We start from the raw sequence: 14757 nt of genomic DNA, 5'->3' as shown, positions 1-14757 counted from the left end.
ATGCCTATGAACTGGTCATTGGCTCGGCATCCACCTTCTGCCGTATTTTTTCATTTCTCTTCGAAATGGTATCCTTCCGACGGTACACACCGAGGAGTAAACCGAGCATGGCATAATCAAACATCAGGTGATTTCCGTATCCAATAAAAGGAAAAGAAATACTAAGAATCGGAGCCATCCCGGTGGTCATCGCCAACGAATAGATGATTTGCAATGCAAACACGGCGGTAATACTGACAATAATCATTCGACCGAAATCATCCCGAATGCGAGGAAGTATCTTCATCATACTGGCAACAAACCAGATGACACCCACCAATAACAGTATCCCGGCTGACCAGCCAAACACATCAATGAGCAGCACACCTGGGTAATCGAAATAACTCGTTTTAAACATGTCGAACGTTGTACCAATCCCATTACCCCACCAGCCGGATGATCGAATAATTTCAATAATGGAATTGTTGCTATAGCCACTTCCGTATGGGTCATCCTGAAGATTCAAAACGACAGAGAGCCTCTTCAGGCGTCCGTATTGATCTGCAAAAAACAATAACAATACAAAAACACTTCCTGTAATAACAGCACCTACGATGGTATAAAGCCGTTTTAGCGTGAGCCAGCCAAATAAAATAATGCACATTATGCCAAACAGAAACAAGCGAACCCAGTCCAACGTTTGAAACAATAGTACTGCGGGGAACGTTACCATTGCAATGTAGGTCAAAATGGATTGCATATTACAATTGGAACGAAGCTTATCAAGCATAATGGCACCTATAGCAAGTGGCAAAATCCACACTGAAGCCATGGTAAGGTCTATCGTTAATCCAAATAAGCTCCAGTACCTGCTATTACCATGAATATCCGTAGTTATCATTGGACTGATCCACAACATGACATTAAGTAGAATGTAGATCCACCAGGCTGCTCTTTTCAACTTACGATAATCAAAGTAAATAAAGAACAACATTATCATTACACCTATAACGGTGTACACCACATGACCGCGATATAAGAACTGATACCTTTCCTCTGTTACATTCATCGTAAAAATCCACATTAACAACAGGCCTACTGTAGACAATCCAATTAATCCAACTAACAGCCCCCAATGCATACGATAACGATGCAAGCGGTGCATACTTTTGCCCACCAATTCGGGATCACCCATCTGCTCAATGGCGTATGCAGCTGCCTCATCCTGGCTCAGTCCCTCTTGCTCCTTGTCCAACATCATTTCTTCCATGTGGTTACCAAGCTCATCACGTAGATCGGTATGTACTTCACGTGCCTTAACCTGACTACACAGTTGATCAAGATAATGTTTAATCTTCTCATGTCGATCCGTCATGTTAAGCCTCCCTCCCCAAGCACCCGATCCACGGCACCGCGGAATAAAAGCCACTCGGCTTTTTTATGCTGTAACGCCTCCACACCCTTGTCACAAATGGAATAATATTTACGTTTCCTACCTTCAACCTCCATCCAGTAAGACTCCACCCATCCCTCAAGCTCCATCGCGTGCAGAATGGGATATAACGTACCTTCTTTCAAATTAAACACACCTTCGGATTGACGATGGAGTTCCTTGATCAATTCATAACCGTAAAGTGGCTGTTCCTTCAGAAGCGTAAGAATCAATGTCTCCGTGCTGCCTTTAATCATTTGTTTGTTTACCTGCAAAGCTGTCACTCCCTTTTGTTCATGCTTCCACGTCCAATAACAACAACCACTTTTACCAGACTTCTTAAAACTTCAACATGAACCTAATAAAACTACTTAGCTATATACATCGGAAATCTATGCATAGTAAAACTAGGTATAATATTACCTGATCCTTCCTTTTCTGTCTAGCTATCAATTGCAGGCGTTTATGATAAAATAAACAAGTTATTTCACACCAGAGGTGTCATCATGAATCTCTTATTCTTACTCACACATTACATATTCTTTCTATCGATTATGAGGAGGCAATTCAAACCATGAGCAAACTGATTTTCTTTCTTGGCGGGGCCGGGAGCGGCAAAACAACCCTTGCTAAAGCCCTCTCGCGTAAATATAAAGCTGCTTTTTTTGATATGGATATCCTGCTGCGTCCAGCTGCTGAAGCAATAATGACCCTACAAGGACTCGATCCATCCGATCGGGATTCACCGGAATACAAAAGGCTATGTCGTGACTTGGGATACCGTATTACGATGGATGCTGCACTGGACAACGTGCAATTGGGTATCGATACCGTGGTTGTGGGGCCCTTTACCAAAGAAATCGGAACTCCGGACTGGATCGAGCAGGAACTCGCACGGATTGGACGTTACCTGGATGATACGGATGTACGTGTGGCCTATATTTATCTTGCAAATGAAGCGTTATATCGTGAGCGGATTACAGCCAGACAATCACCTCTGGATGAGTGGAAGCTGGAGAACTGGGATGCCTTCACAGCTTCACTTGCCCGTAAGCAAGTGGCCTGGCCGTTGCCTTCCTCAGCCGTGGCTTATATCGATAATTCCGATGAGAACCTTGATATCGCTTTTGCTGAAGTGGAACAACGAATGTACGAATAAAATATGAAATGGAATGGAATGACCTTTAACTTCTCCATTCTCTTTCATGCTACTTATAGGCTCAGAAATATATAATCCACACCCAAAAGGGGTATTTGTCATGGTGACCCGCGCAGGTCCAACGTGACAAATACCCCTTTTACAATGATCTATGACCATACATTCGAACCTACATCGTTACAAAAACTGCTTCATAATATACTCTTGCTCCAGAGGTGTAATCACGGTGCGCTCCACGGGTGGGCCTTCTGTCAGATACTCTGCTACTTCAGCCACACGATTGGATTCCAGTTCTGCTGTAAATACGAGATTGGCCATCCCTAATGTCTCAACCAATGTTCCCCGCGCTTTAGCATGAAGCATGAATAAGGTATATAAATCCGGTCGTTTCAACTCCGTCATTGCTCGAGCGATCAAAGCCAAATCGGCATTGTAGTTCTCCACCGGAAGATGCGCTTTAGGCTGTCTCTTTAAGCCAAGATCGCACCACAAAATGCGCCGCTCCTGTATATCAATAATGGCCGGAATACAAATACGGGAATCTGCCGTCAGATCAATTCGCTCCTGCACCGTTGAAGGTTCGAACATTTCATCCGACTGTGGCCCCTGACGCATCATCCAGCCAGCATAACACTCCGGCAAATCCTTAAAAGTATTATCCCTCAATGCGTTAACCATAATTACAATATAACGTGCCCCTAACCTAGAAACGGACGGCAAATGCAGATCCATATACCTCGCCGCTCCATCCAGTGCTGTCACCATAAACCCGCTATTTGCAGCTATATATTCATTCGATTGCAGATGATTCCGGGATGTTTGGTCCATATAACGCCAATCCTCATCATTCAGTACATTTGATAGATTGGTATCCACATGACCAGTTGGTTCATCACCCACCATGCCTTCCCTCCACCACAGGAAAAAGCGAACGGTATCTCCTGTGGGTAACGATATCCATGACGCACGCGATAGAGCTCGAAGGGATTCGCTTGCCCGACGTTTTCCCCATGGAACCGAAAACTCTTGAAGTCTTTCATCAATATAGACATTACCGAGTGGTGGAAGCACGGCAAACCGTTTCAACAGAGTATTCTCTACCGCAGATATTACCGTATGAACATCCTCAACGTTGAGAGGCGGCAGCGGCTGAGTGGAGACATACAGATTTGCCGTGTTGCCTTTTGGGAAAAAGCTCCTCCTGACCTGAAACTCCGTCCGTGTGCTGAAATGGGCCAACACTCGAAGCAGCGCCCTTGTCGATACCTTCTCTTCCACAGTTTCCATTTTGTCGATCACTTGCTGTACCGGAACACCGGAACGTATCATTCGGTCCAGCTGACCGATCATCTCTCCCGGACGTTCCGCAAGCGTCTCCACAATAAGCTGATTATCCATCTGTTCAAATGCCCGCTCCACTTTGCCATGAAAGGTAAGCGGTCGTTCCCCGCCTCGCAACTGGTCCAGCGCCGCTACTGCCCCTGGATAACGGTGTCGATACTCACCCGGATGCAGTCGTTCGGCCAATCTTTGCCAGCGCCCTTTATATCGAAACAAATCTTCCAACGGGTCCGAAACACTTTCCATTAAAGCAAGTATTACCCTGCGTTCAGATCGAGTAAATGAACGGAAGCGGGTATTCTCCTTCAGACTGACATCTCCATCAGAACAGGCCACCGCCAGCCGCAGTATATCTGTTGCTGTGCGCAAATGCCGCTGGAATTGCTCCATCGAAGTCCGTCCCGCATTTAATAAAGCCGCACAATAAACGGCTGCATTTTCCCTCACAGGTATTTGCCCTGCCTCTGGCTCAAATGCAGCCCAGCCTTCGTATTTTGTTGCAAACCAGATCAACTGCTCTCTTGCAACTGGCGTTAACGAAGATTTTGCTGTAAGCAGGTCCTTTCCTACTTGGTAAAAATCTGCTTCACTGCCGAGATGAATCACACGCAGCCGCAGCTTGTTGAGCAGTAATATGCGCTGCTCCTGTTCAAAAGACTGCTGTCTCCAGCAATGCATCAAAGCATTTAAATAAAATTTACTTTCCTGAATATTCATTTTCTGCTTGGGAAATCTGGGATACACGAGGGTTTCCTTTAAATTGATTCCTTTTATCTGTCGAAGCTCGTCCATCAGTCGCTCGAACCAGGAAATGAATCTATCACGTTCCCAGGTGCGCAGCACATCTATCAGTTTCGTCGAAAACGTATATCCCAGCGATTCCAAATTTCTCAGTGCAGTCGCCAATATACGCACAGGCAGCTTGCCCTTGCGCTCTGCGATGATCACTTTCAAATTCCTGCTGAAATAGATTGAGAATAAGTCCATCACTTGTACTCTCCCACATGACGATAATATATTCAGCATTGGTATACTTGGCCTAGCTTGTGGCGGTTCTTCATATGTATGACACGGTCCAAAAACTAAAAAATCAGGGAAGCGGTACCCCTAATGCCATTGTAAGAGTTCAGAAGGAAGGGATACCATAGCCTGATTAATGCATATTATATCTTATAATTGCAGATTAGAGAATATCACATGGGGAAAGAGAGCGGCAGAATACCACTTAACCCGAAAGGTAAGATTATTCTGACCCGCTCTCTTTACGTTTATTTATCGTCGCTGTTCACTTGCCAGATTATCCGTGCTGACGTGCCGCTTGACGTCCAGCGATACGAGCTGTAATTAACCGGTGACTCTCATCAATCTCTCCCGGTGTGCAGGCTGCTTTCAACTCATATACTTTGACCGGAGAACGATCAATGATATCTAGGAATGAATCAAAAAACGCCATGTCCTTACTATGGATATAAGGACACCAATGATCCGACAAGCCTACCGTCTCATGAATATGGACCCCGACGACATGGTCGATCAATTCATTTGCTTCGCGTACATTATCATAGAGCCCCATTCGGTCCATCATCATGCCGTGACCGATGTCGTACCATAAGCCGAGGGGTGCCCCTTTCATACCGCGGATAAGTGCGCCCGCCTCCTGCAGCGTCGGCATCTGGTAACAGCGTGATCGGGTCTCAATGCCGAAATTCACTCCGTATCCGCGCTGTTCAGACAACTCACACACTTCTTCCAGACTCTCCTGAATCCGCTTCAGGTAATGTGCGCTACTCGCCTCACGCTTCTCCAGCATTTCTTGCCACAACGATTGATAGTCCGAGGAGTCCGGCCCTTGATCGTGATATATCTTTTTCAATGCTTCATCAATATTATATTCAAACGGCACCTCGCCTGGATGCACGACGACTGCCTTCGCACCATACCGGTGTGCATATTCAGCTGAACGGAGCAGCAGTTCAATGGCGCGCTTACGACGAGGCTCATCGTCGAAACCGAGCAGAACCGAGTCGGTTCCATAATCGGGATCAGCTACATGCGGAAATGTATTGTGCACACTGGATATGCCGATTTCTCCCCGTTCAATCATCGGTTCAATCGTTTGCAGCAATTCGTCCGTCACGTTATAGTTCAGCTCCACATGTCTGAACCCCAAGGATTTGATCTCCTCTATCATGCCCTCACCAGTAGTATGACGTTTGATGTTCCAGCAAGTCGAAAATGAATATTCCTTTTTGTCGGTAAACATAGCTTTGTCCTCCTAATATGTGATGTTCAACCCGTTCAATGTCTGATGAATCTTCTCTATTTTTAAATCAGCCTAGCTGATGTTTAATTCAAATCTCATTTTGTTCGCGGTTAAGCCAATATCAATCTCGTCCGGTTCATCCAACTTACCTCTATAATGAAGTAACGCCTTTATTCCAGTGCCTCTTGCTGAAGATTCAGCACCGTCTGTTGTAATGCCACCTGCACTGCTCCAGTCACTACAGCCCGCTCGCCCAGCTCTGAACAGATCAGTGCCGGCTTCACCGGGAATTGTTCAGATACGATCTGTCTCAGAAATGGCAATAACACATCCCCATTTCCCCCAATACCTCCGCCAAGTACAATGAGATGGGGAGCAAGAACGACACAGATATGACGTAGAGCCGAAGCGATCATTTGGCTGTATTGTTTCAGAATCTGCACAGCCTGCGTTTCTCCACTTCGGGCAGCTTCGAACAGTTCCTCAGGAGTCTGGTGTTCACGATGTCCTTCTATACCAGAATCAGGGCCCTCAGGAAGATTTGCATTCAACTGACGCTTGGCTAGTTCCATCAGACCTTCCGCTGACAACACATCCTCCAATCGACGATCCTCTTCCAACAACATCTCCGCGAGCTCGCCTGTTAACCCACCCATACCTCGTAGCAATTGTCCGTTCACCATGATGCCTGCACCTGTTCCAGTACCGATGGAGAAAAAAACAAACAGATTGGAATCCGCTGCGGCTCCCCTCCTGTACTCCCCCAGTGCAGCCAGGTTCACATCGTTCTCCAGGATCACTTCACACGGGAAGGCTTCCGACAATGATTCAAGTGAGAGCAACTTTTCCAATCCCTCTAACGGGGCAACGATTCGATCAATATCTCCAGAATCCGGCAGTACAACACCTGGAATGCCAAAACCAATACATTGGATCTGCTCCCAGTTCAATTGGTTTTCCGTCAGTAATTCACCCATATGGCTTCGAAGAACATCAAGGATTGCCGTCCCTGCTCGATCACCACATTGGACCGATAACGTTGGATACGTTCTGTAATCCAGAATCTCACCATTCAGATCAGAGAGTGCGATCCGAATTCGGGTTGCCCCAATATCGATGCCACAGACATAATAAGCTGTTTCGTTGAATCGAATGAGTGTCGCTTTACGACCCTGGGCATTATCGGCTCTACCGGTTTCCAGCACCAAGTTTCGTTCAATTAGATGTTCAATTGCTGACGACACCGTAGGTTTGCTGAGTCCGGTTTGACGACTGATATCTGCCCTGGACATCGCACCAGTTGCGATCAGCGCATCCATAATCAAATTCTCGTTCAGATTGCGGATATATTTCGGTGTGCCAGCCATTTTATCGCCTCCTTTTTATAGTTAGTTAAGTTTCTTAACGAATTAAATTTAATATATCATCGGCTTTAAAACGTGTACAGCTTTTTGTCTGTATCGGATGATATGATTTCAAAATCAAGGCCTGATCTCATCGTAATCATTCAATTTCGACTTTACATTATGTAAATCAAAAAAAGCCGCAGTGATAAACACCGCAGCTCCTTACTTCCTTATATATACGTTTCATTACGATTTGGACAATTCAATGAATCCTTCACCAAATACGTCACGCACATCATGGATCGTTATGAAAGCAATTTCGTCCTCCGCTCGCACAATCTTCTTCAGCATTGGAACTTCTTGTTTGCTAATGACAATATATAAGATCTCTTTCGGGTTCTTTGTATAGTAGCCATGACCAGACAGGACGGTGACTCCCCGATCCATCTTCTCAATGACCTGTTGAGCAATGGCATCCTGTTTGGTAGATATAATCGTAACTGCTTTTTTCGGATTGAGACCTTCAATAATGAACTCCATCGTTTTGGTTCCGACGAACAACATGACGATCGTACACATCAAACCTTGCGGCCCTATAATGAAGAAAGACGAGAACGCCACGATCAGATCGAAGAATAACAGTCCATAACTGATGTTCCAATCCAGATATTTATTGGCAAGCCGGGCCAGAATAACGGTGCCCGCCGTTGTGCCGCCTACTCTAACAATCATGCCGATACCCAGACCGGCAAATAATCCACCAAAAATAGTATTGATCCAGAGCTCGTCCGATGCGATCGTCCAGCTCTCGGTTAGGTGCAGGAACAGCGAGTTAAATACCACCGCAATAATGGTATACACCGTTGTCGTTCTGTCCAGAAATTTGTACCCCACAAGTAGCAAAATACCGTTCAGGAGCAAGTTCATCAGTCCAGGAGACCATTCAAAAAGGTAATACAAAATAATTGTAATCCCCGTAACGCCACCTTCAGCCAGATCATTCGGGATGACGAACAGGTTTACTGCAAGTGCAAACAGAAATGCACCCGCCATAATAAATAGAATATCCGTTATTCTTTTCTTCATCATGCACTCCATCCAATCCATCAGAAAATCAACCTATCAACCAATTTCATAAGTTGTCATAACCACTCAATGATAGATTCTACCATGCCCGGCACAAAATTTGTATACATAATACAAATTGTTGCGCGAATTGTACAAAGGAATCTGAAATTACTGTTATTTTAGGCTCTACAGAGCATTTTCACTTCATCTTCACTTCATCCACCCATGACAAATGTCATGGGTCATCATTGATATTCATCATTACACTATACTGACGTTTATGACTTACTGCACTGGACGCATTCTTATACAATGATAAAAACGCCTCACTTGGAGACCTCTTCCTAGGAAGCGTTAGGTTATAACTGATTACAGTTATTGACCATTGAAGGAGGACGTACGTTTATGAGCAGAACCAAGGAAATGGCGCTAAAAAAAGAAGTCACCCCTTATGAGAAAAATAATCTTCGCCTGAGTATTCAACAATTAGTGAATTCCATACTGCCATTATTATTATTATGGGCCGCAGCGTACTTTAGCTTGTCCGTGTCCTACTGGTTAACATTTCCGATTGCCCTCGTAGCCTCGGGATTTGTACTTAGAACGTTTATCATCTTCCATGACTGCTGTCATGGTTCATTCTTCAAAAGCAAACGTGCCAACGACATTCTCGGCACGATTACAGGTGTATTAACCCTGACGCCTTACCTGCAATGGAAAAACGAGCATTCCATACATCACGCAACCAGCAGCAATCTCGACAAACGTGGTGTAGGCGATATCTGGGTTATGACCGTTGAAGAATACAAAGCAGCTTCCCCTTGGGGTCGGCTTTTCTACCGTATTTATCGTAATCCGTTTGTCATGTTTGGTATTGGACCCATTTATGTATTCCTGTTCGCCTACCGTTTTAACCGTAAAGGTGCAAGACGCAAAGAACGTATTAATACTCACCTGACTACAGTGTTGATCGTAGCTCTTTATGCCTCCATGTGCTGGTTAATCGGCTGGCAGGCTTTTGTACTGGTGCAAGCACCCGTATTTTTCTTCTCCGGCTTCTTCGGTATCTGGCTGTTCTACGTACAGCATCAATTCGAAGATACGTACTTTGAACATGAAGATGAATGGAGTTATGTAAAGGCTGCTGTAGAAGGTAGTTCATATTATAAACTGCCTAAACTGTTGCAGTGGATCAGCGGCAATATCGGGTTCCACCATGTGCATCACTTGAGCCCACGTGTACCCAACTATTATTTGGAAGAAGCACATAATGCAACACCGCCATTGCAGAAGGCTACAACGATTACGCTGCGTTCCAGTCTGGCTGCCTTGCGCTTCCGTCTGTGGGATGAAGAATCCAAGCGATTCATCAGCTTCGGCGAGATCAAAACCTTATCCCGCAAGCCTTACGTTCAACCGCCTATTCGAGTAAACAAACAAGCGGGTCTGACAGAGAAGCCTTAACTCTGTCGGATTCGTTTTCTTGTATTCAGGCTAAAGTCATGCTACAGTCAGGCTAAGTTTGAGTACAATGCAAGTCCGAGGAGGAGAATTTTCATTCAAAAGTGGATGCAGCTCTTTTATAAAAATACAGGTTTAAATCCATATGTATGGCTCGTCTTTTTCATCCTGCCCTTCTATTATATTTCACAATATTCCAAATTGTGGCCCATGGTTGCGGGGATTTTCATCATTCTGTTCTTCTTTGTTTGTTATCTGCTTGCCTTCATCACAAAGGGCTGGCAGGTCTATATGTGGATTGGACTGTTGATCGCCATATCGATTACGATGACCATCGCTTATGATTATGCCTATTTCTCATTGTTTCTTGCTTTTTTTATTGGGAATATTAAAAATAAAGCCGGTTTCTTCACCCTCTATTCGGTGAACCTGGCAGCCAGTTTTCTAACTATTAATTATAGTTTCATCAAACAGAGCACCCTATTGCTCAGTCAGTTCCCGTTTGTATTCATTAGTCTCATGGCATCCATTCTGCTTCCGATCAGTACGTATAACAAAAATAAGCGTGAACAGTTGGAAGGCCAACTGGAGAATGCCAACAAACGGCTGGATGATCTTGTGAAAATGGAAGAGCGGCAACGTATCGCACGCGATCTGCACGATACACTTGGACAAAAGCTCTCTCTCATCGGTCTGAAAACCGATCTGGCGAAGCGTCTGCTCCGCATGAATCCTGATCAAGCCGAGATTGAGCTGAACGATCTGAGACAGACGGCAAGTACGGCCCTGAAGGAAGTCCGGGAAATGGTAACGACCATGCGTGGCACACAGCTGGTGGATGAACTGTTCCGTGCCGAACAGATTTTAAAGGCCGCTTCCATTGAATTTGTACTGGAAGGCAATCCGAAGTTGCAGGATACGTCACAACTAAATGAAAATGTACTCGGCATGTGTCTGAAAGAAGCCGTTACGAATGTCGTAAAACACAGTCAGGCAGCGGTATGCACCATCCGTATCGAGGAAACACTGTCCGATAATATAGTAACGGTTCAGGATAACGGAGTCGGAATCGAACGTACCCGCAAGCATGAACGGCGCGGTACCGGAATCTTGGGAATGAAAGAACGACTTGAATTTGTGAACGGTTGTTTGGATATTCGTTCCGGAGCAGACATGGATGGTACAGGCATTGTCATCCATGTTCCCAAGCTGGTCCGCAAACCGATAAAGGAGGTTGAACAATGATCAGGATCGTAATCGCCGAAGACCAACGTATGATGCTGGGGGCATTGTCTTCCCTACTCAATCTGGAAGAAGATATGGAAGTGGTAGGACGCGCAAGCAATGGACAGGAAGCTCTTGCTCTAGTCAGGGAGCATACACCGGACATCTGTCTGATGGACATTGAAATGCCAGTCAAAAGTGGCCTGGAGGCCGCTGAGGAACTTAAGGGCTTGAACTGTAAAGTCATTATTTTGACAACCTTTGCCCGTACCGGTTATTTCGAACGTGCTTTGAAAGGCGGTGTACGCGGTTATCTGTTAAAGGATAGCCCAATCGAGGAACTGGCCGAAGCAATCCGTCAGGTCATGAATGGAAGACGTATTTTTGCACCCGACCTGGTGGACGAGGCTTATGTACAGGAGAACCCGCTGACCGAACGTGAAAATGCCGTTCTCGGCCTGATGGCAGACGGTAAAAATACAAAGGAAATAGCCGGACATCTATTTATTACTACCGGTACGGTGCGAAATTACATCTCTATTATCCTCAACAAGTTAAATGCGAGTAACCGCATTGAAGCCATTACCCGTTCCAAAGAAAAAGGGTGGTTTAAATGAAAGTACCGCTTTAACCCAATGAAACATAAATAAGCAAGGTACACCGTCCCTTCGGTGCACCTTGCTTATACAAGGATAGGTTGGCCTGGAGTACTCACTCCGGTCCAGCTTATTCCCTTTTGGAACCTTATTTTAGTTCCATGCTATTTTACAGAAACAACCATGCCCAAAGCTTCCAGTGGCACCTGCTGGGTCTGGAGCTGATGAATCTGCTTGCCATCTTGCCAGGAGATCGTTACATTGACGCTTTCACCACCGCTTGGGTACTCCACGTTCACGAATCCTTTATCCTTCGGTGCAGGCAGTGTATGGGACTCCAAATATTCCACCATTCTCTTCGCAATTCCCGGATTATTCATGTTATCTTCGGAAATGGAACGAATCTGTAGTGTCCATCTACCTTCTGTCCAAGTCAGATACTGACTGCCCGCCGCGCCTTCAGTCATGCCCTTGATGCCATGTCCCAGATCCACTGTCATATCCTTAGGAAAGTCTTTCAAGTCTGTCTCAGGGAAAATATCTGTACTATTTGGATCTTTATATGTCTTCACTTCATAGGATGCCAGAACAGGCACCTTACTGCTAGAGGCCGTCAACGAAACATCATTCACCGCAACAGGCTGGTCAGTGGAATAAAAGTTAATGTGGAAAGCATCTGAAGTATTCGATTTGATCGATGCAGTCAGATGTTTTCCCTTTTCCAGGGAAAATGAAGTAGGGAACGAAGCGTTTTTCATCTTCAGCTGACTGCGAATGTCCTTAATAACATCGTTCGCACTTTGCTGGGTTTGGCCGTTACTGCCCGTTTCCGAATTCGACGTTCCACTTCCCGCAGAACCTTCCGTCCCCGTTGTTTCCGTTGTATCGGTTCCGTTATCTTTCGTTCCATTGGAGAAATCAGCGCCTCCACTTCCCGACTGAGCCTGTTCACCAACCGCAGGGGATGTGTTGTCCGCTGATGATGGTTTGGTATCCTGACCACCACACCCCGCAAGAGCAAGCAGCACTGCTGTTGTCACAGGAATCGTCATCCATAATTTAGGTTTACTCATGTTGTTGTCCTCCTTGAAGCCGTTATTGGAATCAGCTTACATTGTTGTCTAGCCAGAACTTTAACGTTTGTCATTCCAGAAATTCACGGGCTGTATTTTCTTGGTCAGCACTTCAAACTGGTATCCTTCTGCCTTCAGTGTTTTTAACACTTGCGGAAGTACTTTCAATGTTGCTTCCTGGTCGTGCATCAGTACCACAGGGGTGGTTCCGCTCTTTTGAACATTATGGATCTGCTTCATCACGCTGTTGTAAACTTTCTGATGATCCTTCTTGTATTTCCAATCTTCGGAATCGACATTCCAATCCCACAGATGGAATCCACCCTGACCCAGTAGAACATTGCGATATGCCGGTTTGAGATATGGCTTGCTGCCGTATGGAGTACGAACGAGGCTGGTTTTGACACCTGCCACTTTATTCAAGCTTTCATTTGCCTGCTGCATTTCTTTCAAGCCGCTGTATGCGGATTTATAAAATTTACCGGGAACATGCGTTACGCCGTGCAAGCCCAGTCCATGTCCGTCTGCAACAATACGCTTGGTGGCCTTCTGAAATTTCTCCATCTGAGGTCCAAGCATGAAGAATGTCGCTTTGGCATTGTACTGATCCAAAATATCCAGTAATTGTCCCGTGTGGGCGGTCGGCCCATCATCAAACGTTAGATATATGATCTTGGAGCTCGCTTTATTTCCAGCATTCTTGGATGCGGATGATGTAGCTGAAGCCGACTGCGGCAATAGCAATGGAATGATAAATAGAATAGCAAGTGCGGTGATGAACGTTTTACGAATATGTAGCATAATAAAAGTCTCCCTTATGTCTTGTATTTCCCCGGGTGTCTATGTTTCTCTCATTGCAGCCCTTGGCGATAATCCTAATACTATCAAAAAGAGTGCGTCCCATTCTCGCTTCAAATGCTACGTTCGAGTTACACTTTTGTCAGATTACCCAAAAAAATAAAACGAATTTGATAGATTTGCTCGAAAAAGAACATCCGTCGGGATAGATCAATGTTGACATATATTCTATTAACCCAAATTGTGGTTTCTGATAGATTCATTCTGGAATTTATATGAAGCAAGCGAAGAATCTTAAAATGATATAACAAAAAAGCCTGCTCGAAAGCAGACTTTTCATATGTAGATCGATTTTCTTGTCGTTCGGATAAATCCTGATTGTTTTGCTAAGTCGCCTCTTACTCCGCAGGAGCTGTGAACGAACGTTTACCAAATTCGGCGTCCAGCATGTAGAAAGCATTGCTGTCTTTTTCGATACGGCGCAACTTCTGGATGATATTATCAAACAGAGCTTCCTCTTCGACTTGCTCATCGATGAACCATTTCAGGAAATACATCGTGGCATGTTCACGCTCATTCAGGGCAATGTCAGCCAGATTGTAGAATTTCTTCGTGTTTTGCTGCTCGTGTGCATATCCGTGTTCAAACACATCCAGCATTGAAGAATATTCATTCTTCGGCTCTGGCAATGCAGCAAGGGTAGCGCGTTGTCCGCGGTCATTCAGGAATTTGTATATTTTCATGGCGTGGAACCGCTCTTCCTCTGCTTGTACGATGAAGAAGTTGGCAAATCCGTCCAGGCTTTCGCCGGAACAGTATGCGGCCATCGCGTGATATACGTGAGCCGAATAAAATTCGAAGTTCATCTGTTCGTTCAAAGCTTCTGTCAACTCTTTACTCATTAGGGGTACACCTCATTCTTTCTCTAGGGATGGTTTTATTTTATCATAACGTCCACACGACTGATATCGAAAATTCTACAAAATTCGCCAATGACTGATTGCATCTCTTCCTATA

General features: G+C 45.1%; 13 protein-coding genes. 4 read left to right on the top strand and 9 right to left on the bottom strand.

Features of this window, described 5'->3' with window-relative positions:
* Positions 1 to 4: 4 nt before the first annotated feature.
* Together ACDJ58_RS11555 and ACDJ58_RS11550 are read right to left on the bottom strand one after the other, a co-directional pair.
* The gene (locus ACDJ58_RS11555; RefSeq protein WP_413378004.1) at positions 5 to 1354 is read right to left on the bottom strand and encodes an FtsW/RodA/SpoVE family cell cycle protein; all 1350 of its coding nucleotides are present in this window, start codon (positions 1352 to 1354) and stop codon (positions 5 to 7) included.
* Positions 1351 to 1686, bottom strand: coding sequence for a PadR family transcriptional regulator (locus ACDJ58_RS11550; protein WP_024631897.1), 336 nt, complete (start codon positions 1684 to 1686; stop codon positions 1351 to 1353). The genes ACDJ58_RS11555 and ACDJ58_RS11550 overlap by 4 nt, the downstream gene beginning before the upstream one ends.
* A gap of 299 nt (positions 1687 to 1985) precedes the next feature.
* On the opposite strand from ACDJ58_RS11550, the gene ACDJ58_RS11545 reads away from it, so the two are divergent.
* On the top strand, positions 1986 to 2570 hold the full coding sequence (locus ACDJ58_RS11545) for an AAA family ATPase (protein WP_413378002.1): 585 nt from the start codon (positions 1986 to 1988) through the stop codon (positions 2568 to 2570).
* Between the two features lie 177 nt (positions 2571 to 2747).
* Here the strand turns inward: ACDJ58_RS11545 and ACDJ58_RS11540 are convergent, their stop codons facing one another.
* The 4 genes from ACDJ58_RS11540 to ACDJ58_RS11525 form a co-directional block, all read right to left on the bottom strand.
* Positions 2748 to 4898: a cytoplasmic protein gene (locus tag ACDJ58_RS11540; RefSeq protein WP_413377999.1), complete on the bottom strand. Its 2151-nt coding sequence runs from the start codon at positions 4896 to 4898 to the stop codon at positions 2748 to 2750.
* Positions 4899 to 5208: 310 nt separating this feature from the next.
* Positions 5209 to 6174 carry a sugar phosphate isomerase/epimerase family protein gene (locus ACDJ58_RS11535; protein ID WP_413377997.1) on the bottom strand — a complete coding sequence of 322 codons (966 nt, stop codon included), beginning with the start codon at positions 6172 to 6174 and terminating at the stop codon, positions 5209 to 5211.
* 170 nt (positions 6175 to 6344) lie between these two features.
* Positions 6345 to 7541 (bottom strand): ROK family transcriptional regulator, encoded by a 1197-nt coding sequence (locus tag ACDJ58_RS11530; protein ID WP_413377995.1) that lies wholly within the window; start codon positions 7539 to 7541, stop codon positions 6345 to 6347.
* 225 nt (positions 7542 to 7766) lie between these two features.
* Complete coding sequence (locus tag ACDJ58_RS11525) at positions 7767 to 8606, bottom strand: YitT family protein (RefSeq protein WP_064640909.1); 840 nt, start codon at positions 8604 to 8606, stop codon at positions 7767 to 7769.
* A gap of 387 nt (positions 8607 to 8993) precedes the next feature.
* On the opposite strand from ACDJ58_RS11525, the gene ACDJ58_RS11520 reads away from it, so the two are divergent.
* The 3 genes from ACDJ58_RS11520 to ACDJ58_RS11510 all read left to right on the top strand — a co-directional run bounded on the left by ACDJ58_RS11520 (position 8994) and on the right by ACDJ58_RS11510 (position 11890).
* Entirely contained in the window at positions 8994 to 10052 is a 1059-nt protein-coding gene (locus ACDJ58_RS11520) for a fatty acid desaturase (protein ID WP_413377993.1), read from the top strand.
* A gap of 93 nt (positions 10053 to 10145) precedes the next feature.
* The gene (locus ACDJ58_RS11515) at positions 10146 to 11294 is read left to right on the top strand and encodes a sensor histidine kinase (RefSeq protein WP_413379610.1); all 1149 of its coding nucleotides are present in this window, start codon (positions 10146 to 10148) and stop codon (positions 11292 to 11294) included.
* Positions 11291 to 11890 carry a response regulator gene (locus ACDJ58_RS11510; protein ID WP_413377991.1) on the top strand — a complete coding sequence of 200 codons (600 nt, stop codon included), beginning with the start codon at positions 11291 to 11293 and terminating at the stop codon, positions 11888 to 11890. The genes ACDJ58_RS11515 and ACDJ58_RS11510 overlap by 4 nt, the downstream gene beginning before the upstream one ends.
* Before the next feature lie 143 nt (positions 11891 to 12033).
* On the opposite strand, the gene ACDJ58_RS11505 is transcribed toward ACDJ58_RS11510, so the two are convergent.
* The 3 genes from ACDJ58_RS11505 to ACDJ58_RS11495 form a co-directional block, all read right to left on the bottom strand.
* Positions 12034 to 12942 carry a hypothetical protein gene (locus ACDJ58_RS11505; RefSeq protein WP_413377989.1) on the bottom strand — a complete coding sequence of 303 codons (909 nt, stop codon included), beginning with the start codon at positions 12940 to 12942 and terminating at the stop codon, positions 12034 to 12036.
* A gap of 60 nt (positions 12943 to 13002) precedes the next feature.
* Positions 13003 to 13743 (bottom strand): polysaccharide deacetylase family protein, encoded by a 741-nt coding sequence (locus ACDJ58_RS11500; protein WP_413377987.1) that lies wholly within the window; start codon positions 13741 to 13743, stop codon positions 13003 to 13005.
* A 395-nt stretch (positions 13744 to 14138) separates the two neighbouring features.
* On the bottom strand, positions 14139 to 14642 hold the full coding sequence (locus ACDJ58_RS11495; protein ID WP_413377985.1) for a ferritin: 504 nt from the start codon (positions 14640 to 14642) through the stop codon (positions 14139 to 14141).
* Positions 14643 to 14757: the final 115 nt, after the last annotated feature.

The sequence above is a fragment of the Paenibacillus taichungensis genome (assembly GCF_047302525.1).
GTDB lineage: Bacteria > Bacillota > Bacilli > Paenibacillales > Paenibacillaceae > Paenibacillus > Paenibacillus taichungensis_B.
The sequence above is the reverse complement of the archived record's forward strand: the minus strand, read 5'-3'. Positions and strand labels throughout refer to the sequence as shown.